Origin of the sequence: Marinobacter sp. F3R11 (assembly GCF_003318275.1) — a bacterium.
In the GTDB taxonomy this organism is placed as follows: domain Bacteria; phylum Pseudomonadota; class Gammaproteobacteria; order Pseudomonadales; family Oleiphilaceae; genus Marinobacter.
Genome location: NZ_QOCH01000003.1, coordinates 76,414 through 96,992 on the forward strand (window position 1 = coordinate 76,414; position 20,579 = coordinate 96,992).

20 protein-coding genes and 1 pseudogene are annotated in these 20,579 nt (G+C 54.7%); 13 read left to right on the top strand and 8 right to left on the bottom strand.

Going from position 1 to position 20,579, the window contains the following annotated elements; translation table 11 throughout:
* The first annotated feature begins 33 nt into the window (after nt 1-33).
* Together DS878_RS00405 and DS878_RS00410 are read left to right on the top strand one after the other, a co-directional pair.
* Nucleotides 34-579: a TRAP transporter small permease subunit gene (locus DS878_RS00405; protein ID WP_113813968.1), complete on the top strand. Its 546-nt coding sequence runs from the start codon at nt 34-36 to the stop codon at nt 577-579.
* Complete coding sequence (locus DS878_RS00410) at nt 576-1,886, top strand: TRAP transporter large permease subunit (protein ID WP_113813969.1); 1,311 nt, start codon at nt 576-578, stop codon at nt 1,884-1,886. Before DS878_RS00405 ends, DS878_RS00410 begins: the two co-directional genes overlap by 4 nt.
* Before the next feature lie 37 nt (nt 1,887-1,923).
* On the opposite strand, the gene DS878_RS00415 is transcribed toward DS878_RS00410, so the two are convergent.
* Together DS878_RS00415 and DS878_RS00420 are read right to left on the bottom strand one after the other, a co-directional pair.
* On the bottom strand, nt 1,924-2,151 hold the full coding sequence (locus DS878_RS00415) for a hypothetical protein (RefSeq protein WP_113813970.1): 228 nt from the start codon (nt 2,149-2,151) through the stop codon (nt 1,924-1,926).
* 64 nt (nt 2,152-2,215) lie between these two features.
* Nucleotides 2,216-2,809, bottom strand: a complete 594-nt coding sequence (locus tag DS878_RS00420) for a phenylacetic acid degradation protein PaaY (RefSeq protein ID WP_113813971.1) — start codon at nt 2,807-2,809, stop codon at nt 2,216-2,218.
* A 507-nt stretch (nt 2,810-3,316) separates the two neighbouring features.
* Here DS878_RS00420 and paaG point away from each other — a divergent pair.
* The 11 genes from paaG (at nt 3,317) to paaZ (ending at nt 14,817) form a co-directional block, all read left to right on the top strand.
* Nucleotides 3,317-4,108, top strand: a complete 792-nt coding sequence (gene paaG / locus DS878_RS00425) for a 2-(1,2-epoxy-1,2-dihydrophenyl)acetyl-CoA isomerase PaaG (protein WP_113813972.1) — start codon at nt 3,317-3,319, stop codon at nt 4,106-4,108.
* A 2-nt stretch (nt 4,109-4,110) separates the two neighbouring features.
* Complete coding sequence (gene paaH, locus DS878_RS00430) at nt 4,111-5,631, top strand: 3-hydroxyacyl-CoA dehydrogenase PaaH (RefSeq protein ID WP_113813973.1); 1,521 nt, start codon at nt 4,111-4,113, stop codon at nt 5,629-5,631.
* Complete coding sequence (paaI, locus tag DS878_RS00435) at nt 5,628-6,086, top strand: hydroxyphenylacetyl-CoA thioesterase PaaI (RefSeq protein ID WP_113813974.1); 459 nt, start codon at nt 5,628-5,630, stop codon at nt 6,084-6,086. Before paaH ends, paaI begins: the two co-directional genes overlap by 4 nt.
* Nucleotides 6,083-7,330, top strand: coding sequence for a 3-oxoadipyl-CoA thiolase (gene pcaF, locus DS878_RS00440; RefSeq protein WP_113813975.1), 1,248 nt, complete (start codon nt 6,083-6,085; stop codon nt 7,328-7,330). The genes paaI and pcaF overlap by 4 nt, the downstream gene beginning before the upstream one ends.
* A 94-nt stretch (nt 7,331-7,424) precedes the next feature.
* On the top strand, nt 7,425-8,732 hold the full coding sequence (gene paaK / locus DS878_RS00445) for a phenylacetate--CoA ligase PaaK (protein WP_113813976.1): 1,308 nt from the start codon (nt 7,425-7,427) through the stop codon (nt 8,730-8,732).
* Between the two features lie 280 nt (nt 8,733-9,012).
* Nucleotides 9,013-10,002, top strand: coding sequence for a 1,2-phenylacetyl-CoA epoxidase subunit PaaA (paaA, locus tag DS878_RS00450; RefSeq protein WP_113813977.1), 990 nt, complete (start codon nt 9,013-9,015; stop codon nt 10,000-10,002).
* Between the two features lie 15 nt (nt 10,003-10,017).
* Nucleotides 10,018-10,299 carry a 1,2-phenylacetyl-CoA epoxidase subunit PaaB gene (gene paaB, locus DS878_RS00455; RefSeq protein WP_096782890.1) on the top strand — a complete coding sequence of 94 codons (282 nt, stop codon included), beginning with the start codon at nt 10,018-10,020 and terminating at the stop codon, nt 10,297-10,299.
* Between the two features lie 12 nt (nt 10,300-10,311).
* Nucleotides 10,312-11,076, top strand: coding sequence for a 1,2-phenylacetyl-CoA epoxidase subunit PaaC (gene paaC, locus DS878_RS00460; RefSeq protein ID WP_113813978.1), 765 nt, complete (start codon nt 10,312-10,314; stop codon nt 11,074-11,076).
* Nucleotides 11,077-11,103: 27 nt separating this feature from the next.
* Nucleotides 11,104-11,661, top strand: a complete 558-nt coding sequence (paaD, locus tag DS878_RS00465) for a 1,2-phenylacetyl-CoA epoxidase subunit PaaD (RefSeq protein WP_113813979.1) — start codon at nt 11,104-11,106, stop codon at nt 11,659-11,661.
* Between the two features lie 13 nt (nt 11,662-11,674).
* Nucleotides 11,675-12,754: a 1,2-phenylacetyl-CoA epoxidase subunit PaaE gene (gene paaE / locus DS878_RS00470; RefSeq protein WP_113813980.1), complete on the top strand. Its 1,080-nt coding sequence runs from the start codon at nt 11,675-11,677 to the stop codon at nt 12,752-12,754.
* 17 nt (nt 12,755-12,771) lie between these two features.
* Nucleotides 12,772-14,817 (top strand): phenylacetic acid degradation bifunctional protein PaaZ, encoded by a 2,046-nt coding sequence (paaZ, locus tag DS878_RS00475; RefSeq protein WP_113813981.1) that lies wholly within the window; start codon nt 12,772-12,774, stop codon nt 14,815-14,817.
* 73 nt (nt 14,818-14,890) lie between these two features.
* On the opposite strand, the gene DS878_RS15555 is transcribed toward paaZ, so the two are convergent.
* The 6 genes and pseudogenes from DS878_RS15555 to DS878_RS00500 all read right to left on the bottom strand — a co-directional run bounded on the left by DS878_RS15555 (nt 14,891) and on the right by DS878_RS00500 (nt 20,153).
* A complete protein-coding gene (locus DS878_RS15555; RefSeq protein ID WP_261977554.1) occupies nt 14,891-15,595 on the bottom strand; it encodes an ABC transporter ATP-binding protein in 705 nt (234 codons plus the stop codon).
* A 210-nt stretch (nt 15,596-15,805) separates the two neighbouring features.
* Nucleotides 15,806-16,255, bottom strand: a pseudogene (locus DS878_RS15560) (hemerythrin domain-containing protein); the annotation flags it as partial.
* Between the two features lie 21 nt (nt 16,256-16,276).
* Nucleotides 16,277-17,035, bottom strand: coding sequence for an ABC transporter ATP-binding protein (locus DS878_RS00485; RefSeq protein ID WP_113813983.1), 759 nt, complete (start codon nt 17,033-17,035; stop codon nt 16,277-16,279).
* A complete protein-coding gene (locus DS878_RS00490) occupies nt 17,032-18,039 on the bottom strand; it encodes a branched-chain amino acid ABC transporter permease (protein WP_113813984.1) in 1,008 nt (335 codons plus the stop codon). Before DS878_RS00490 ends, DS878_RS00485 begins: the two co-directional genes overlap by 4 nt.
* Nucleotides 18,039-18,914 carry a branched-chain amino acid ABC transporter permease gene (locus tag DS878_RS00495; RefSeq protein WP_113813985.1) on the bottom strand — a complete coding sequence of 292 codons (876 nt, stop codon included), beginning with the start codon at nt 18,912-18,914 and terminating at the stop codon, nt 18,039-18,041. The genes DS878_RS00490 and DS878_RS00495 overlap by 1 nt, the downstream gene beginning before the upstream one ends.
* Nucleotides 18,915-18,992: 78 nt before the next feature.
* Nucleotides 18,993-20,153 carry an ABC transporter substrate-binding protein gene (locus DS878_RS00500; protein ID WP_113813986.1) on the bottom strand — a complete coding sequence of 387 codons (1,161 nt, stop codon included), beginning with the start codon at nt 20,151-20,153 and terminating at the stop codon, nt 18,993-18,995.
* Nucleotides 20,154-20,579 lie beyond the last annotated feature (426 nt).

The following is a 20,579-nucleotide window of genomic DNA, read 5'->3' on the forward strand; positions in this document are numbered from 1 at the left end:
CTAAAAAAAATCAACGTCCTCCCGGAGAATGCCATGAGTGTACTGACCGCATTCATAAAAGGGGTAACCCGTCTTAACGATTTTGTCGGGCGCTGGATAGCCCTGCTCGTCTTTGCCATGTTCGTCCTCCTGCTTCTGGAGGTGGGGTTCCGTTACCTGTTTAGCGCACCTACAGTCTGGACCAACGAGCTTACCCAGATGCTGTTCGGCGTTTATGCGGTTATGTCCGGGGGCTACATCATGGCTCACCGGGGCCACGTCAATGTCGACCTCCTGCACGCCAAACTTCCCCCTCGCAAGCGGGCGTTTATGGACATAGTTACATCACTCATATTTTTCATTTTCACCCTTGCCCTGCTGTGGTTCGGTATCGATATGGCGAGCGAATCCATATCAGGCTGGGAGACCTCATACTCTGCCTGGAACCCCCCTATCTGGCCGGTCAAACTAGCTATTCCTGTCGGCACAGGCCTGCTAGTGCTGCAAGGCCTGGCAAAGCTCCTGGAAGACATCGCCATTGCGTTTAACCTGGATTACTACCGCCCGGATCAGAGCATTTCAGAAGGAGAGCAGCTGTGAGCATTGAAATCCTGACCCTCCTGTTTTTTGGTTCCCTGCTGTTCTTCCTGTTACTTGGCCTGCCACTGGCGTTTGTTCTTGGCGGCGTTTCGGTGGTCTTCCTCTATTTCACCTGGGGATTCGACTCCTTCTACATGGTGGCCTCACAGATCTGGGGCACCATGGAAAGCTTTACCCTGGTAGCCATACCCCTGTTTGTCTTTATGGCCATGGTGCTGGAGCGGACCGGTGTCGCTAAGGATCTGTACAGGATGATGCACCTGTGGTTTGGCGGCCTTCGCGGCGGTCTGGCTATAGGAACGCTGGTTATCTGTGCGGTATTTGCAGCTATGGTCGGTATAAGTGGCGCAGCAGTGGTTGCAATGGGAACCATCGCACTGCCCTCCATGCTGGAACGGGGCTATGACCGGAAAATGGCACTGGGCGTTATCAATACCGGTGGCGGCTGGGGCATTCTGATCCCACCCAGCATCCTGATGATCCTCTACGCTTTGATTACCGGTGTATCCGTAGGCCAGATGTTTGCCGCCGGCATTATGCCGGGAGTGCTTCTGATGGTGCTCACCGTTATTTACATTCTGGTGCGCTCTACTCTTCAGCCACATCTGGCACCGGCCCTGCCTCCGGAAGAGCGAGGCACCTGGTCCGAGAAGCTGCGCGCACTCAGAGCTGTACTGCTTCCCATCGGCGTTGTATTCATGGTGCTCGGATCCATTATCGGCGGCATCACTACGCCAACAGAAGCCGCCGCCATGGGCGTACTAGGATCACTGATATCAGCGGCAGTCTATCGCCAACTCAAGTGGAGCATCCTGCAGGAAGCCGCAATCCGCACATTCAAGCTGACAGGTATGATCATGTGGATCCTGTTTGCTGCTCATGCATTCAGTGCGGCATATCAAAGCATGGGCGCACAGGATCTTATTGAAGGCATGATGCAGCATATTCCCGGCGGCCCCTGGGGCATCATCATTGCCATGATGATCATCATATTCTTCCTGGCCATGGTGCTCGACCCGGTCGGAATCATGCTGATCACTCTGCCGGTGTTCATGCCGATTGTGAAATCCCTGGGATTCGACCCCATCTGGTTCGGCATCCTGTTCGTGATCAACATGGAAATCGGCTATAAAACACCTCCCTTCGGCTTTAATCTGTTCTATCTCAAAGGTGTTGTTCCGCCAGGTATTACGATGAAGGACATCTATACCTCCGTCATCCCATTCGTGATCATCGAGATACTGGCTATTGCCATCATCATGGTCTTTCCACAAATCGCAACCTGGCTTCCAGGCGTGTTTTTCTGACCACCGCTAACCCCGCTTGAGCACTCGTTGCGAGTGCTCAAGCGCCCCTGACACCCAAACGGTCAAGATAGACGTGTAGCTCAGCCTCACTCATATCAACGTATTCAAGCACCCGGCCATATAGCATGACCGTAGGTACATTACGCCCGTTCAGCTCTTTCTGAGTCTCATGTATGACGTACAGAATCAGCCTCTCGGTGCGCGTCAGCCCATCACGAACATCCGGGATGACCTCCAGAACAGACTGCCACTCTTCAGGGCTCATATCACTCCCATGCGCAAGCCATTGTCTTCTGCATAACCCGAACAGGCATAAAGCATGTCGGGCGTTATGCCTTGTCCTTCAGATCATGTCCACCAACCCGCAGCTTCGGCCGGCCGGAATCTACTTCAGTAAGAGGCGAGCATTCTCTCATATTCTCCAGACACCGCTGTGTCAGTACCTGATATTCCCGGGTACCGTTCAGCTTCCAGCTAACTTCCTTGTCGCTCAACTGGCGCAGTACCCTGGCCGGCGAGCCCACGATTAATGATGCAGGCTCACAACTGAATCCACTTTTCACAAACGCTGCTGCCCCGACAATAGAGCGGGCTGCTATCACGGCTTCATCCATTACAACCGCATTCATCCCCACCATGGCGTCTTCTTCAATCACACAACCGTGCAAAACGGCCCCGTGGCCTATGTGGCCGTTGCGTTGAATAATGGCATCTCGCCCGGGAAACGCATGAACGACACAGGTATCCTGAAGGTTGGCCCCCTGTTCCATCTCAATGCGGCCAAAGTCACCACGCAAGGACGCACAGGGGCCAACATAACAATCGGGTCCGATATGCACGTCACCGATAACCACGGCCGTGGGATGCACATAAGCCGATGGATGTACCACTGGCGTCACACCATCAATCCGGTAATAGGGCATAAAACTCTCCTTATAACGTGTTTGTTTTTTTGTATTTTAATCTACATTTTCTGTATCAGAATGATCAACTCGTGACTCACAGGCTTACAAAGAGCGACAGCTCTCTGTTTTAGCATCATCTACGACTAAAGGCTAACATTTGAAATAACCATAAAAATCATAAATCTACAGATAAATCCCTTACAAGAATATCAACGTGATACAAAAAACCGCCCTCATATTCTTGACCGGTATCAATTCAAACCTATACTCTTTCCTGATATCGAACAAGGCCGGACGCTCTCGTGCGGAAGCTGCCTTGATCATTGTCAGGCTTTACCGACAAACCATTAAAACAACGCAATGCCGGAATCGCTATGCCACAGATACTGCTCCCAGAAGGGCCAGATCAGGGCGTTCACCTGTTAACGCTTTATCGCCCTGAAACCACCCCGGAACCCAGAATAAATTCAAACACCCGCACAAATTAACCAAAGCGGATTTCACTGCTACAACAAGGATTCTTCCATGACCGAGCAGAGTGTGCTTCTCGATATCGATCAGGGGATTGCAAAACTAACCCTGAACCGCCCCAAGAGCCTCAACAGCTTTAACGTCGAAATGCATGAACAGATGCGTGCCGCACTGAACACCATCAGCAATGACCACACCGTGCGCGTATTGCTGCTTACCGGTAACGGCCGTGGTTTCTGTGCAGGCCAGGATCTGTCGGATCGAAACGTAAAGCCCGGAGCTGAAGCTCCGGATCTGGGGTTCTCTATCGAGAACTACTACAACCCTCTGCTGCAGACCCTTCGGGATCTGCCCATGCCAGTGATTTGTGCGGTAAATGGCGTTGCCGCCGGTGCTGGCGCAAACATCGCTCTGGCTTGTGACATTACGATTGCAGCACGTTCTGCAAATTTTGTTCAGGCTTTTTGCAAGATTGGCCTTATTCCTGATTGCGGCGGCACCTGGACCCTGCCGCGCGCAGTAGGAATGGCTCGTGCAAAAGGCCTGGCCTTATTGGGTGACAAGCTGAGTGCTGAAAAGGCAGAGCAGTGGGGCATGATCTGGCAATGCGTAGATGACGATGCCCTGCAGGACGAAGCCATGAAACTGGCCCGTCATTTTGCCACCCAGCCCACCAAAGGCCTGGCGATGATAAAGCGTGCCCTGCACGCAAGCGCCAATAACAGCTTTGAAGAACAGTCGCTGGTTGAACGGGATTTGCAGCGCCTGGCTGGCCGCACGGATGACTACCGTGAAGGCGTTACCGCTTTCATGGAAAAGCGCGCACCTGAATTCAAGGGGAAATAGGCATGCAGTCACTTGCCACTGACATTGCTGTAGCAGTCATCGGCGCCGGCGCCATGGGTTCCGGCATTGCTCAGGTAGCCGCTCAGGCAGGCCACCGGGTTTTTCTGCTGGATCAGCGCGAAGGTGCAGCTGAAGCCGGGCGCCAGAGCATTGCAAAGCAACTGCAGCGCCGGGTTGATAAAGGAAAGATGGAGCAATCCGCACTGGACGCACTTCTTGATCGCATCAAGCCGGTTAACCAACTCAGCGAGCTTGCATCAGCGGGCCTGGTGATCGAAGCCATCGTTGAGGATCTGGAAATCAAGCGTGGCTTGCTCGCCAACCTGGAAGAAGTTTGTGGTGACAACGCCATTCTGGCTACCAACACCTCGTCCATCTCAGTAACGGCTCTGGGCGCCAAAATGAAGTGCCCTGAGCGCCTGGTGGGCATGCACTTCTTTAACCCGGCACCGCTGATGGCACTGGTTGAAGTCATCAAAGGCCTGGCCACCAGCGACGAGGTAGCACAGCGGGTTTATGCCACAGCCACCCAATGGGGCAAAAAACCTGTAACCGCCACGTCCACTCCAGGATTTATTGTTAACCGGGTTGCACGGCCGTTTTATGCCGAAAGCCTGCGCCTGCTACAGGAACAGGCAGCTGACAGCGCAACACTGGACGCCATCCTGCGCGAAGCCGGCGGCTTTCGCATGGGCGCCTTCGAACTGACCGATCTGATCGGTCACGATGTCAACTACGCGGTTACCTCCTCGGTTTTCAATTCCTACTATCAGGACACTCGCTTTTTGCCTTCTCTGGTACAGAAGGAGCTGGTTGAAGCCGGGCGCCTGGGCCGTAAGAGTGGTCAGGGCTTTTATAGCTATGCGGAAGGTTCGCAAAAACCTGAACCAGTAGCCGAAGCAACGGCCAGCAGCGGGGCCAACACGCTTATCGTAGAGGGCAACCCGGGGCCTCTGACAGCACTGATAACGCGCCTGAAAGAAAGCGGCTTCAACATCATTGAGCGCGACGGCTCAGGCCGCCTGCGTTTCGGCGAAGCCGTTCTGGCACTGACTGATGGTCGCATGGCAACTGAGCGCGCCGCAGCAGAAGCCTGCAACAACCTTATTCTTCTGGACCTGGCGTTCGATTATGCCAAAGCCAGCCGTCTCGCTATCACCGCTGCCGATCAGGCTTCCTCTCAGGCTGTAGCTGACGCCTGCGCCCTGCTGCAAAAAGCAGGAATATCCGTCAACCAGATCGCTGACCGGCCGGGTCTGGTAGTTATGCGAACTGTGGCCACCCTGGCGAATGAAGCTGCCGATGCGGCTCTGCAGGGTGTTGCTTCTGTCGGTGATATCGACCTTGCCATGAAAGCCGGCCTGAACTACCCGGAAGGCCCGCTTCGCTGGAGCGACAACCTCGGTTTCAGCCTTGTGCATACAGTACTGACAAACATCCAGCAGAGCTACGGTGAAGACCGTTACCGGCCGGCATTGCTGCTGAGGAAAAACCGGTTCTCTGAAAAGGGGTTCTATTCATGAGCAACGAACATCACACACCCGATGCGCAAAAATTAGCGCAGGACTGTGCCGAATCCATGTACCAGCGGGACGCGGCCAGTCGCAACCTAGGCATGAAAATAACCCATGTGTCCCCGGGCAAAGCCACCGTCACCATGCCGGTCACCAGCATAATGATTCAGGGCCACGGCTCCTGCCATGGCGGCTACCTGTTTACCCTTGCTGACTCCGCGTTTGCCTTCGCCTGCAACAGCTACAACAAAGCTACAGTGGCATCAGGCTGCACCATCGATTACATGCTCGGCGCCCGGGAAGGCGACCTGCTTACCGCCAATGCAGTTGAGCAGTCCCGGGGCAACCGCACCGGCGTGTATGACATTACTATCACCAACCAGAACGGCCACGTGATTGCCCTGTTTCGCGGCAAGTCCTATCAGGTACGCGGCGAAGTCATCCAGTCGGAGAACGATCAATGAGTAACGAAAAGCGCTTGCAAGATGCCTACATAGTGGACGCAGTACGCACGCCAATCGGCCGCTACGGCGGTTCCCTTGCAACCGTGCGGGCCGATGACCTGGGTGCCATTCCCATCAGGGCACTGAAAGACCGCTACAGCGACCTGGACTGGACTGCCATTGACGACGTGCTGTACGGCTGCGCCAACCAGGCTGGCGAAGACAACCGCGATGTAGCCCGCATGTCGCTGCTACTGGCCGGCCTGCCCGTTGATGTCCCGGGTAGCACGATAAACCGCCTTTGTGGCTCAGGCATGGATGCCATTGGCAGCGCCGCACGCGCGCTGCGTACAGGCGAAGCTGGCCTGATGCTGGCCGGCGGCGTGGAATCCATGTCCCGGGCGCCTTTCGTTATGGGAAAGGCAGACTCCGCGTTCAGCCGTAAAGCCGAAATGTTCGACACTACCATCGGCTGGCGTTTCGTTAACCCTCTGCTGAAGAAACAGTACGGCATCGATTCCATGCCGGAAACTGCCGAAAACGTCGCTGCCGACTTCAATATATCCCGTGAAGACCAGGATGCCTTTGCTGTGCGCAGTCAGCAACGTACCGCTGCTGCCCAGAAAGCCGGCCGGTTTGATAATGAAATCGTGCCGGTGAGCGTACCCCGCCGCAGGCAGGAGCCCCTGATCGTTGATACCGACGAACATCCCCGGGAAACCAGTCTGGAAAAGCTCGCCAGCCTGGCAGCCCCCTTCCGTGAGAACGGCAGTGTCACCGCGGGCAATGCCTCTGGTGTAAACGACGGCGCATGCGCCCTGCTGCTGGCCAGCAGCGATGCACTTGAACAGCACAATCTCAAGCCCCGGGCCCGGGTCGTTGCCATGGCAACTGCTGGTGTCGAACCGCGCATCATGGGCATGGGCCCGGCTCCCGCCACCCGCAAGGTACTGAAGACTGCCGGGCTGGAACTGGCCGATATGGATGTGATCGAGCTGAATGAAGCCTTCGCCGCCCAGGCTTTGGCCGTGCTGCGTGACCTGGGCCTGCCTGATGATGCCGGACATGTGAACCCGAATGGCGGAGCCATCGCCTTGGGCCACCCTCTGGGCATGAGTGGTGCGCGCCTTGTGACCACTGCACTGAATGAACTGGAGCACCGTCATCAGCAAGGCCTGAGCGCCCGCTATGCCCTGTGCACCATGTGCATCGGTGTAGGCCAGGGCATAGCCTTGATCATCGAACGCGTAGACAGTGCTGAGTAGTAGTTGAAGCAGCCCGGAAAATCCGGGGCGTGACACAAACTGAAGCTGCCCCCGGCCCTGAGCCGGGGCAACAAGAACAAGACAGGAAACAACAATGAGTCTACCCATGCAGAAACTCGGAAAACTGGACCGGATGGAAACCGCCAGTGTCGACGAACTTCGTCACGAGCAACTTCAGCGCCTGCGCTGGAGCGTTTGGCATGCTTATACAAACGTACCCCATTACCGCAATGCGTTTGACGCTGTCGGCCTGAAGCCGATGGATATAAAAACCCTTGAAGACATCGCCAAAATTCCCTTTACCGGAAAAAACGACCTTCGGGATAACTACCCGTTCGGCATGTTTGCAGTGCCCATGAAAGAAGTCGTCCGGGTTCACGCATCCAGCGGCACCACCGGCAAACCCACAGTAGTGGGCTACACCCAGAGCGACATTGAGACCTGGTCAGACATAGTTGCACGCTCCATCCGTGCTGGTGGCGGCAGCGCCGGAGACAAAATCCATATTGCCTATGGCTACGGTCTGTTCACCGGTGGCCTGGGTGCCCATTACGGTGCTGAGCGCCTGGGCTGTACTGTGATCCCCATGTCGGGCGGCCAGACCGAGAAACAGGTTCAGCTGATCAAGGATTTCGAGCCTGACATCATCATGGTCACGCCTTCCTACATGCTGAACATTGCGGATGAGCTGGACCGTCAGGGCATTGATCCCAGGAAACTTCCATTGCGACTTGGCATTTTTGGCGCAGAGCCCTGGACCAACGAAATGCGCACAGAACTGGAAACCCGTCTGGGCATTCAGGCTCTGGATATCTACGGCCTGTCTGAAGTAATGGGCCCCGGCGTGGGCATGGAATGTCTGGAAACAAAAGATGGCCCGACCATCTGGGAAGACCATTTCTACCCGGAGATTATCAACCCGGAAACCGGTGAAGTGCTGCCCGACGGTGAATACGGCGAGTTGGTATTCACCTCCCTCACCAAAGTGGCCATGCCGGTGCTGCGCTACCGCACACGGGATCTCACCCGCTTGCTACCGGGTACAGCCCGCCCCATGCGCCGTATCGACAAGATCACTGGTCGCAGCGACGACATGCTGATTATCCGCGGCGTGAACGTATTCCCCACTCAGATTGAAGAGCAGGTGCTGAAATGCCGTGCGCTGGCACCACACTACGAAATCGAAGTTTACAAAGAAGGAAACCTGGACTGCGTTGATGTCCGGGTCGAGCTGAAACTGGATGCAGAAGGTACCGGCCTGAAAGAAAACGCAGCAAAAGAGCTTGCGCACCACATCAAGTCGTACATCGGCATAAGCACAAAAATACAGGTGCAGGATGCGGGAACCCTGAGCCGCTCAGAAGGCAAAGCCAGGCGAGTGTTTGATCGCCGCAAGGACTAAAACCCACGAAACCGGGGCAGGTAGTAGTGACGCCCCGGTGATTTATTTTTCCTTAGGACCTCAATCATCCAAAACAAATCATAAATGCAAAACATTTAGTTGTTATTTTTCAACCATATAAATGCACAAGCAACGCCACAAAAAGCAAACATGATACAAAATACGACTCCTTGATATTTATTCAGTATCATATAATATGGAGACATCGACCGTGATCCGTCACGGCGCCCTGCTGCACAACTCCAGCAGACCAAAATAAGCCAGATTCGGAGAGAGAGTTATGTACGCACAGCTCGTTGATACCGGTACCAAGCGCCTTAAGACCCTGGAAGAAATGTCTCCCGAAGAACGGGAATTCCAGGAAAAGGTAGACGCAGAAATCAAGATTGAAGCAAAAAACTGGATGCCCGACGGCTATCGCAAAACCCTGATTCGCCAGATTTCCCAACATGCCCACTCAGAAATTGTCGGCATGCTACCGGAAGGCAACTGGGTGACCCGGGCACCCACGCTGAAACGCAAGCTGCAGTTAATGGCCAAGATTCAGGATGAAGCAGGCCACGGCCTTTACCTGTATAGCGCCATGGAAACTCTGGGCGCTGACCGGGATGAAGAAATCCAGAAGCTGCATGACGGCAAGGCCAAATATTCCAGCATTTTCAATTATCCAACCCTGAACTGGGCCGACATGGGTGCGGTTGGCTGGCTCGTTGATGGTGCTGCCATTGTCAATCAGGTGGTTCTTCAGCGAACGTCCTACGGCCCGTACTCCCGTGCCATGGTTCGCATCTGTAAAGAAGAAAGTTTCCACCAACGTCAGGGTTACCAGATCCTGCTGGACATGATGCGCGAAGGCACCCAAGAGCAGAAGGATATGGTTCAGGACGCTATCAACCGTCTTTGGTGGCCAGCGCTGATGATGTTCGGTCCGCACGACGATGAATCCCCCAATTCCCAGCAGTCCATGGTCTGGAAGATCAAGCGCAAAAGTAACGACGAACTGCGCCAGATGTTTATTGACCAGACAATTCCACAACTTGAATTCCTCGGTTGCACCGCACCCGATCCGGATCTGAAGTGGAACGAAGAAACAGGTCATTACGACTTCGGCGACATCAACTGGAAAGAGTTCTACGACGTGCTGAAGGGTGATGGCCCTTGCAACCGTGAGCGTCTGGCCACCCGTCGCAAAGCAATTGATGAAGGTGCCTGGGTGCGGGAAGCCGCCGTTGCCTACGCAGCAAAACAAAAACAGCGCGCAGCCGCGTAAACAGGAGAAACAACCATGTCTGAATGGCGCCTCTACGAAGTATTCGTTCGCAGCAAGCACGGCCTCAACCACAAACACGTTGGCAGCGTTCACGCCGCCGATAATGAAATGGCCATGGAAAATGCCCGTGACCTTTACACCCGCCGCAGTGAAGGCGTAAGCATCTGGGTGGTTCCGTCGGACACCATCACCGCCTCTGCCTCGGATGAAAAGGAAGTCCTGTTTGATCCATCAGAAGACAAGGTGTACCGGCATGCATCCTTCTACAAACTGCCCGACGAAGTCGGGCACATGTAAGGAGTGCATCCAATGACCGAACAACAAGCTCTGCAGAACTACCTGCTACGCCTTGCGGATTCAGACATGATTCTGGGTCAGCGCCTTTGTGAACTGTGCGGCAAGGCGCCGGCGGTAGAAGAAGAGCTGGCACTGATGAACGTCGCACTCGACCTCGTAGGCCAGGCCCGCAACTGGTACGAATACGCCGCGGAACTGATTGACGACGGGCGCGATGCCGACAAGCTCTGCTTCCTCCGGGATGCACACGACTACCGCAACCTGTTGCTGGTCGAGCAGCCAAACGGTGACTACGCAGTGACCATGGCACGCCAGTTTTTCTTCGACGTGTGGCACTACTTCACGATGAAAAGCCTGGAAAACGCCAATGACGAGCGCATTGCCAACATCGCGGCAAAAGCGGTCAAGGAGGCGACCTATCACCTGCGTCGCTCCTCTGAGTGGGTCAAGCGTATGGGAGACGGCACCGAAGAAAGCCACCGCCGCATTCAGGATGCCTTTGATCTGCTGTGGCGTTTCACCGGCGAACTGGTAACCCCGGACGACACAGATCACGCCATGTTCAAAGCCGGCATTGGCCCGGATCCCGAACAGCTGAAGAAAGACTGGTTCGGCATGGTACGCGAGGTTGCAGCCCAGGCCACTCTTACAACCGGTGCGGAAGACGCCTGGATGTATATGGGCGGCAAGAAGGGCGTTCACACCGAGCATCTGGGGTTCATCCTGGCCGAAATGCAGTTCCTGCCTCGCGCCTACCCGGATGCGACCACCTGGTAAGTCCGCCTGTTAATAGGAGCACATCCGGTGACTGAACACGAACCATCGTCTGTTGACGTATTGATTGCCAGTGACCGGGTGCCGGCCAACGCCCACCCGGAACTGCTGACAGAAGAGGCCATCTGGGAACTTCTGGATAAGGTTCTGGATCCGGAAGTGCCCGCAGTCAGTGTTGTGGAACTGGGCATAGTGCGCGGCCTTAGCTGGGATGGTAAACACCTGAGCGTGGACGTAACACCAACCTACTCCGGCTGCCCCGCAACCGAGCTCATCGAAGAGCTGATCGCCGAGGCCCTGCGCGCAGCCGGCATTCGCGACCCGCACATTAACCGCGTGCTGACACCAGCCTGGACCACAGACTGGATAACCGACGAAGGTCGGGAAAAACTCAGGGTATTTGGCATAGCCCCGCCCCAGGGCAGTGCCAGCAAAATGAGCCTGCTGGGTGCTGATGAGGTTGTTATCTGCCCGCTTTGTGGCAGCGAGCATACCGAGCGCATCAGTGAATTCGGCTCTACTGCCTGCAAGGCGCTTTATCGCTGTCGCGATTGCCTTGAACCCTTCGACTACTTCAAATGCATATAGAGCCGATACGATCATGAATAAATTCTACTCGCTGGCCCTCAAAGAGGTCAGACCGGAAACAAGAAACGCCGTATCCCTTAGCTTTGACCTGCCTGCCGATGTGGCGGAAAAATTCAAGTACAAGCAAGGTCAGCATATTGTCGTTCGTACCAACCTGGACGGAGAAGAAGTCCGGCGCACCTATTCCATTTGCACCAGTGTGAATGACGAAGAATTGCGCATTGCCGTGAAACGCGTACCCGGCGGCGTGTTCTCCGGTTTTGCCAACGAACAGCTGAAACCCGGATCCACCCTGGACGTCATGCCACCACAAGGCCATTTCTCCACTGATCTGGACCCGGAACGGGAAGGCAACTACCTGGCAGTGGCTGCAGGTAGCGGTATTACCCCGATTCTGTCTATTGTTAAAACCACACTGGAAACAGAACCGAAAAGTCAGGTCACTCTTTTCTACGGCAACAAGGGCACCAGCAGCACCATGTTCCGTGATCAACTTCAGGACCTGAAAAACGAATACATGACCCGTTTCAACCTGGTGTATATCTTCACCCGGGAAGAACAGGACATAGATCTGTACAACGGACGCATTGATGCCGAGAAATGCGACCAGCTGTTTGATCACTGGATCGACGCCAAAAACCTCACCGCGGCTTTCCTCTGCGGCCCCCAGATGATGACCGAAACCGTGCGTGACTCCCTGGTCCGCCATGGTCTGGAAAAAACAAAGGTGCACTACGAGCTGTTTACACCTGCCGGTGGCACCCCACAGTCCCGCAAGGACCGCGCAGAAAACAAAGTAGATCCCCAGGCCGTCAGCGTTGTTACCGTCAAAGCCGATGGCCGCTCGCTGACTTTTGAGCTGGTCCGCGATACCAAGAGCATTCTTGATGCAGGTAACGATGAAGGTGCTGATCTGCCCTACTCCTGCAAAGCCGGAGTTTGCTCCACCTGCCGCGCCAAAGTGGTGGAAGGCGAAGTGGAAATGGACCAGAACTTTGCCCTGGAAGACTACGAAGTGGACGCCGGCTACGTGTTGTCGTGCCAGTGCTACCCCGTCAGCGACAAGGTCGTCCTAGACTACGACGAAATGTGATTCTGGAGTTTTCTTACATGTCAGTTCTCAAGAGTTTTATTGCCGGAGAATGGGTTGGTTCCGAGCAGGGCAAAGCCCTGCCCAGCGCCATCAACGGCGAGATCGTTGCCTATACACACAGTGACACCCTGGATTTCAGAAAAGCAGCGGAATATGGTCGCAGGGTCGGCGGGAAAAACCTGCTGGCCATGGACTTCCAGGAGCGCGCCCTGGCCCTCAAAGCCATGGCTCTGTATCTGCAAGAACACAAGAAAGAGCTTTATGCCCTCTCTATGCATACCGGTTCCAGCAAAGCAGACAACGGTATCGACATCGATGGCGGCTTCGGCACATTGTTTTCCTACGCCAGCATGGGCCGCCGTGAGCTCCCATCCGGTAATGTGATCCACGAAGGCCCGGTAACACCTCTGGGCAAAAACAATCACTTCGCGGGCACCCATATTATGGTGCCCCGGGGTGGTGTCGCACTGCATATTGATGCCTACAACTTCCCTGTATGGGGAATGCTGGAGAAGTTTGCGCCTACCTTCCTGGCGGGCATGCCCTCCATTGTAAAGCCGGCCACGTCTACCTGCTATGTGACCGAGCTGGCCGTGCACCTGATGCACGAATCCGGCGCTTTGCCAGAAGGCAGCCTGCAGCTGATCATCGGCAGCACAGGCGATCTTTTCGAGCATCTTGAAGAGCAGGATGTGGTTACCTTTACCGGCTCGGCCAATACTGCCCGGATGCTGCGTAACCACCCCAACATCATCAACCGGTCCATTCCTTTCAATGCAGAAGCAGACTCGCTCAACAGCGCTGTTCTGGCTCCGGATGTAAAACCGGAACACGAAGAGTTCAATCTGTTTGTGCGGGAAGTGGGCCGTGAAATGGTCGCTAAAGCCGGCCAGAAATGTACAGCAATACGCCGGATCATAGTACCTGAGGATCAGGTTCAGACCGTATGCGACAAGCTTAAAGAGCGGTTATCCAAAATCACCATCGGTGATCCTTCGGTCGAAGGCGTACGCATGGGTGCCCTGGCATCACTAGATCAACTGGAAGACGTCAAAGCCAATATCCAGGAACTGATGAAAACCAGTGAGCTGGTTTTCGGTGGAGATGGCAGCTTCAGTCCGGTGGGCGAAGGCACGGAAAAAGGTGCATTTATCGAACCGCACCTGCTGCTCTGCCGTAATCCCGAAAACGGTTGTGGCGCCCACGATATCGAAGCCTTTGGCCCGGTTGCCACGGTTATTCCATACAATACCCTCGACGAAGCAGTTGAACTGGTCGCCAAGGGCCGGGGCTCGCTCGTTACCACAGTAACCTCCCGCGACCCGGCAACCATTGCCAGACTCGCGCCCGCACTGGCCGCCTTTCACGGCCGCCTGCACCTGCTCGATGCAGAAGCTGCAAAGGAATCTACCGGCCACGGCTCTCCCCTGCCGATGCTGAAGCATGGTGGCCCGGGCCGCGCCGGTGGTGGTGAAGAACTCGGTGGTATCCGCGCCGTGCATCACTACCTGCAGCGCACAGCCATTCAGGGCTCTCCCACTATGCTGTCAGCCGTCACTGGCGAGTATGTCCGTGGCGCGAAGCTTATGGAAAACGATATACACCCGTTCCGGTATCACTTCGAAGACCTGCAGATCAGCCAGTCATTGCTGACCCACCGTCGAACGGTTACTGAGGCAGATCTGGTGAACTTCGGTTGCCTGTCGGGCGATCACTTCTACATGCACTTCGATGAAATCGCCGCCAAAAACAGCCAGTTCGGCAAACGCATCGCCCACGGCTATTTCGTGCTGTCTGCTGCAGCGGGAATGTTCGTGGACCCCGGCGAAGGCCCGGTACTGGCGAACTATGGTCTGGACACGCTGCGCTTTATTGAGCCGGTCGCGCCGGGTGATACCATTCGCGCCCGCCTGACCTGCAAACGCAAGATTGATCAGGGCCGCACGTCGCCAGATGGCCACCCGCAAGGCGTTGTTGTATGGGATGTTCAGGTTACTAATCAGAACGACGAGCTGGTTGCCAGCTACGACATTCTGACCCTGGTTGCCAAAAAGCCGCAATAAACTTCCGGCCATAAAAAAACCGCCAGCAGCTTAATGCTCTGGCGGTTTTTTATGGTGTGTTTATGGTGTGCCATTACATACCCAGATACGCCTCCCGCACCTTCTCGTTGCTCAGCAACTCACGCCCGGAACCTTCGACCACCACACGGCCGGTTTCCAGCACATAACCACGATCTGCCAGTGCAAGCGCCTGGGAGGCATTCTGCTCCACCAGGAAAATGGTCATGCCTTCGTTTTTCAGCTCTTTGATGATGTTGAAGATTTCCTCAATTATCAACGGTGCCAGGCCCATGCTGGGCTCGTCCAGCAGTAGTAACCTGGGCCGGGCCATCAGGGCCCGCCCCATCGCCAGCATCTGCTGCTGGCCGCCGGACAGTTCACCCGCCAGGTTTCTCCGCTTCTGCCGCAATATGGGGAATTTTTCGTACATGCGCTCAATGTCTTCCTCCACTTCCTGGCTGCGACCACGGGTGTAGGCACCCAGCAGGAGGTTGTCTTCAACACTCAGGTCCTTGAACACCTGCCGGCCTTCAGGCACCTGCACAATGCCATTGGCCACACGTTGGTCGGTGCCGATTTTCAGCAGGTCTTTACCCTCAAAGACAATACTGCCGCTATCGGCCGGCTGCAGGCCGGAGATGGTCATCAACAGCGTAGACTTGCCGGCACCATTGGCACCAACCAGAGAAACAATTTCACCGCTGTTAATACAGATATCAATTCCGTGCAGCGCCTCGATCTGGCCATAGGATGTTTTCAGCCCTTTGATGCTCAGCATTTCCTCTGTGGCGTGCGCAGCTGTTCTGCGCTGGGCGTGATGCAGCCCCAGGCCGCCCAGACGCTCCGGCGTAAAGCTTACGATGCGATGGCGCAGCTCACGGAATTCATCCCGTACCCGCTCGCCAAACAGGGGATCATTGGCCTGATCGCGGGATTCAGTAATCAGACGCCAGTCATCTTCGCTCAGAAGTTTTCGCGCCCTGGGTATAACAACACCTTCCTCTTTTTTGATGTGTTTGCGCAGAGCTTCAGTAAACCGTGCCAATGCGTGACTGAAATCTTCCCGGCCATCGGGCCAGCGTTCCATGCACACCATCAGCAAGCGGCGCAGCTCGTTGATCTTTTCATCGCCAATCACGTAACCGTGCGCAAGCTTGTCCAGCAGTGGTTTGGTCTCGGGAGACTTCTCCCCCAGCACGCGATACAACACTATCTCTTCCGGAGAACTGTGTACGCGCCGTGCAAAATGCTGAATGTAATCAAAAATATTATTGAACAACGTTTCATCGGGCTGCTGTTCATTTATGTTCATATCGTGCTGAAGCTGGTCCAGCAAATCGAGTATGCGCCACAGGGCCTGGTGCTCCTGAACAATCGTACTTACGGCTTGCAGGCTATAACTGTTTTCAGGCGCAACCTTGGTCGGTATTTGTGTCATTATGGTTATCCCTCGCTCCGTTTAACCGCCCAGATAGGCTGCGATCACATCCGGGTTTGCACGAATCTGTTCTGGTGTGCCTTCTGCCAGTACGCGCCCGTAGTTAAGCACCAGCAAACGGTCGGAAATCCCCATCACCAGTTTCATGTCGTGCTCTACCAGCATTACCGTAATGCCCTGCTCTGCGATCTTGCGGATCAGTTCTTCCAGCGCGGCAGTTTCCACGGCATTCAGGCCTGCAGCCGGTTCATCCAGCAAGACAACTTTAGGCTCTGCGGCCAGCGCCCGGGCAATCTCAAGGCGTTTAAGCGCGCCATAAGACATCGCCGAGGCGTCAGTATCGAGATACTCACCACAACCGACAAACTCCATCAGCTCGGCCGCTTTCTCCCGTGCAGCTTTTTCACCCCGGGTGAGCGCAGGCAAGCGGAACAGGGTGGTAAAAAGATTACTTTTCAGGGTCAGGTGCCGGCCAAGCATGACGTTTTCAATGGCAGTCATGTTCATACAGATCTGCATCTGCTGGAACGTACGGCACATACCCCGCTCTGCCAGTTGATTGGGCTGTAACCTGGCAGTGCTTTCACCGTTCAGCTTCACTTCGCCACTGGTAGGCGTGTAGAGCCCGGTAATCAGATTAAAGAGGGTGGTTTTACCCGCACCATTGGGGCCGATAACCGAGTACACCTGGCCAGCATCAACTGAAAAACTCACATCCTCAACAGCGTGTACGCCACCAAAAGCCTTGGACAAATTATTGATTTCCACCAAAGCGGTCATGCATCACCTCCGGCAGATCTGGCCCGTCGTTTGTTCAGGTAACCGGTCAGGGTTGGCAGCAAGCCTTTGGGCATGAAGATCATGGTCAGCATAAGGATCAGACCAAACATAACCATTTCCATCTCCTGAAAATCTGCCAGCACTTGTGGCAGAACTTCCAGAACCACTGCGCCGATAATCACCCCGATGGTAGACCCCATACCACCCAGGACCACCATGGTGATCAACAAAATGGAGAAATCGAAACTGGCCACAGAGGGTGTGATAAACCCCTGAAAGTGGCCGTAAAGCGCGCCCATCACGCTGGCGTATACCGCAGAGATCACGAACACCAGGCTTTTATATTTTGCAGTGTTCACACCTACCACACTGGCAGCAACTTCCGAGCCGTGGACAGAACGTAAAGCCCGGCCAATAGGAGAATCAATCAGGTTCTGTGCCAGCCAGACTGCAACCAGCAACACCACACCCGCGAACAGATACCAGGCCAGATCACCACTGATTTCCATACCAAACAGGGAATACTGGCCAAAGGGACTGAGCTCCCAGCCGAATACATCAAACGGAGGCACTGGCATGCCGTCTGGCCCACCGGTTATTTCCCGCTCGTTGTTCAGAATAATGGCGATGATAAAACCCACAGCGAGGGTGGCCATGGAAAGGTAGTGGCCTTTGAGGCGCAGAATCGGACGGCCAACAGCCCAGGCAATGATGGCGACACCAACGGCCCCGACGACCAGCGCAGGAATTGCCGACCAACCGTAATTACTGGTCATCAGGGCGCTGAAATAAGCCCCCATCCCGAAAAATCCGGCATGACCAAGACTGATCTGGCCGGCAAAACCTACAAGCAGGTTCAGGCCTACGACCGCGCCGGCAATCAGCGCGATTTGCGTGGCGAGGCCATAGTGAAAGGGGTTGGTGATGAACAGTGGCAGAGCAAAGATGACGATGGCCAGGAACACCAGACCCTTGAGACGGAATTGCGAAAATGAAGCCATCATCACACCCGCTCCACAATCTTGGCGCCAAACAGGCCCCGGGGCATGAAGAACAACACCAGAAGTATCATTGAGAAGGCCACGGCATCCTTATAATCAGACGACAGATAACCCGCCGCCATGGCTTCAACCACCCCCAGAGCCAGTCCACCCACAACGGCACCCATGCCGCTGCCTAATCCACCAATGGCCGCGGCCACAAAGCCCTTCAAGCCCAGGATGATGCCGATGTCATAGGAGGTAAAGGTGATCGGCGCTACCACAATTCCGGCTATTGACCCCAGCAGCGCGGATACCATAAACGCCAGCATCAGCACGACCTGGGTGCGAATGCCTACAAGGCGGGCAGCATCTTTATTCATTGACGTAGCAAGAATTGCCTTGCCGGTCAGCGTGCGGGTAAAGAAATACACCAGCACCGCAACAAGTACCGCACCAATACCCAACACCCATAGGCTCTGGCTGTTAAGCACGGCGCCAAAAATCTCAATCGGCTCATCGCTGCTGAAGTTAGGCATCACATGGTATTCCTTGCCCCATACCAGCTGGGCCAGGCCACGGATAAAAATAGACGCACCGATGGTAATAATAATCAGGGTCACCACATCCGCGTTTTTAGCGGGCGCTATAGCCAGACGCTGCAGAGCAATACCCAACACTCCGGCAAGAATCACGGCAAGCACAATCGCGAGCAGCATGGGCACACCCATGGCTGTTAAAGATACAGTCGCCATACCGCCAATCATCAGGAATTCGCCCTGGGCGAAATTGATGACATGGCTGGCGTTATAAATCAGCGTAAAGCCCAGCGCAATCAGGGCGTAGGTGGCACCGATGGTGATACCCGTAAACAGGTATTGCAGAAATTCAGAGAACATAATCAGGTCCGCTCGCGCAGCGGCAGACAGCCTCCCCCTATGGGTGGCTGTCTGCCTGTGGTACGGATGGGAATAGGCTTAGTTAATCAGTTTCCAGCCGCCATCCTGAACTTCCAGGATGCGGAAGGAGTCAGCTTCCAGACCGTTATGGTCATCAGCTGACATATTGAACGTGCCGGTCACACCCACGTGACCCTGAATGCTTTCGAGAGCATCGCGCACAGCTTCTTTATCCGTGCTGCCCGCTTTCTCAATGGCTTCAACCGCCAGCATCAGGCCATCATAGGCGTAGGCTCCAAAGGTAGAGACCTTTGAGTTCCAGCGTGCTTCGTACTCACTTTTGTAAGCCTCAACCACTGGCTTTTGTGGGTCCGATTCCGGAAGGGATTCCGGCACCAGCAAGGGCGATGCGGGCAACCTCAGGCCATCAGCACTGCTACCCGCCAGTTCCAGAAAGCCATCTGAGGCAACACCGTGGGACTGATAGAAAGGAAGCTCAATACCCAGCTGAGCATAGTTACGTGTAACAATTGCCGGGCCCTGGCCAAAGCCGAAGTTGAGAATAGTCTGCACACCTTCTGTGCTGCGGATATTGGTGAGCTGTGCAGTCATGTCGGTATCTGAACCGCCATAGGTTTCATCAGCAACAATCTCGATTCCGCCCATTTCCTGGACTGCAGCAAGCGTCTGCTCACGTCCGGAGCTACCAAAACCGCCAGTACCCGAGATCAGACCAACCTTGGTCAGGCCACGTGCTTTCATATCATTCAGGACACGCTCTGCCGCCATACGGTCAGTTTGCGGGGTTTTGAAAACCCACTTTTTAACCGGGGAGGTAATAACAACTGCGCCTGCCAGGGAAATAAAAGGGATCTTCGCCTGCTCAACCATCGGTACAGCCGCCATAGTGGCACCTGTTGTACTACCGCCTACGATGATATCTACCCGGTCTGAACGGATAAGCCGGCTTGCGAAGTTACGGGCCTTGGAAGCATTACCTGCGTCATCGTAATGAACAAGCTCAAGCTGACGCCCCAGAACACCACCGTCCTTGTTGATTTTTTCAACATACATCTCCAGAGTTTTCAGCTCTGGATCGCCCAGGAAAGAAGCAGGGCCGGTAACAGAAAGAAAGGAACCAATACGTATAGGGTCAGCTGCCTGAACGTTCATTGCCAGCAGGCCAGCCGCTGCAATGGCTGTTAATTTGCCAGCACGACGCGTGATCTTTTTGAACATTTTTGTTGTTCTCCCATGTGTGGTGGGGGCATTTTGGTTTTATAGGCCCCCGAATTTCTGAAAACAGAACGATTTTCCCTGAAAAGGCTGTGTATTTTCGTATCACATGCAGCCTTACAGCGCCCCATTCTCAGCGCAGTGTGACAGACATCTGTCTATCACCACCATTACTGACTATCCGTCAAACCAATAATACGATACCGTTGACGAATATCAATTGAAAATATTGTATCATTAAACCGGTGTCAACTGGGGACTGTCTTGAGGCACACAACTTTTACAACAATCTATACCAATGTATTAGTACACTAGTGCCTTTTCGACATTTCGTCCTGAACACATACCACTTTACCCACTGGCTGTATCAGGGATAATGAGCACCCGAACGCCGTCAAGCCAGCAGAAACAGCACGGCGGAAAGTCTTG

Bases quoted from the DNA above. Each gene is read 5' to 3' on its own strand.
- paaI (WP_113813974.1), top strand. From the start codon at position 5,628: ATGAGCAACGAACATCACACACCCGATGCGCAAAAATTAGCGCAGGAC.
- DS878_RS00495 (WP_113813985.1), bottom strand. From the start codon at position 18,914: ATGTTCTCTGAATTTCTGCAATACCTGTTTACGGGTATCACCATCGGT.
- DS878_RS00500 (WP_113813986.1), bottom strand. From the start codon at position 20,153: ATGTTCAAAAAGATCACGCGTCGTGCTGGCAAATTAACAGCCATTGCA.
- paaE (WP_113813980.1), top strand. From the start codon at position 11,675: ATGAATAAATTCTACTCGCTGGCCCTCAAAGAGGTCAGACCGGAAACA.
- paaK (WP_113813976.1), top strand. From the start codon at position 7,425: ATGAGTCTACCCATGCAGAAACTCGGAAAACTGGACCGGATGGAAACC.
- paaZ (WP_113813981.1), top strand. From the start codon at position 12,772: ATGTCAGTTCTCAAGAGTTTTATTGCCGGAGAATGGGTTGGTTCCGAG.
- paaH (WP_113813973.1), top strand. From the start codon at position 4,111: ATGCAGTCACTTGCCACTGACATTGCTGTAGCAGTCATCGGCGCCGGC.
- DS878_RS00405 (WP_113813968.1), top strand. From the start codon at position 34: ATGAGTGTACTGACCGCATTCATAAAAGGGGTAACCCGTCTTAACGAT.
- paaA (WP_113813977.1), top strand. From the start codon at position 9,013: ATGTACGCACAGCTCGTTGATACCGGTACCAAGCGCCTTAAGACCCTG.
- DS878_RS00420 (WP_113813971.1), bottom strand. From the start codon at position 2,809: ATGCCCTATTACCGGATTGATGGTGTGACGCCAGTGGTACATCCATCG.
- paaC (WP_113813978.1), top strand. From the start codon at position 10,312: ATGACCGAACAACAAGCTCTGCAGAACTACCTGCTACGCCTTGCGGAT.
- pcaF (WP_113813975.1), top strand. From the start codon at position 6,083: ATGAGTAACGAAAAGCGCTTGCAAGATGCCTACATAGTGGACGCAGTA.
- DS878_RS15555 (WP_261977554.1), bottom strand. From the start codon at position 15,595: ATGCTGAGCATCAAAGGGCTGAAAACATCCTATGGCCAGATCGAGGCG.
- paaG (WP_113813972.1), top strand. From the start codon at position 3,317: ATGACCGAGCAGAGTGTGCTTCTCGATATCGATCAGGGGATTGCAAAA.
- DS878_RS00415 (WP_113813970.1), bottom strand. From the start codon at position 2,151: ATGAGCCCTGAAGAGTGGCAGTCTGTTCTGGAGGTCATCCCGGATGTT.
- paaB (WP_096782890.1), top strand. From the start codon at position 10,018: ATGTCTGAATGGCGCCTCTACGAAGTATTCGTTCGCAGCAAGCACGGC.
- DS878_RS00485 (WP_113813983.1), bottom strand. From the start codon at position 17,035: ATGACCGCTTTGGTGGAAATCAATAATTTGTCCAAGGCTTTTGGTGGC.
- DS878_RS00490 (WP_113813984.1), bottom strand. From the start codon at position 18,039: ATGATGGCTTCATTTTCGCAATTCCGTCTCAAGGGTCTGGTGTTCCTG.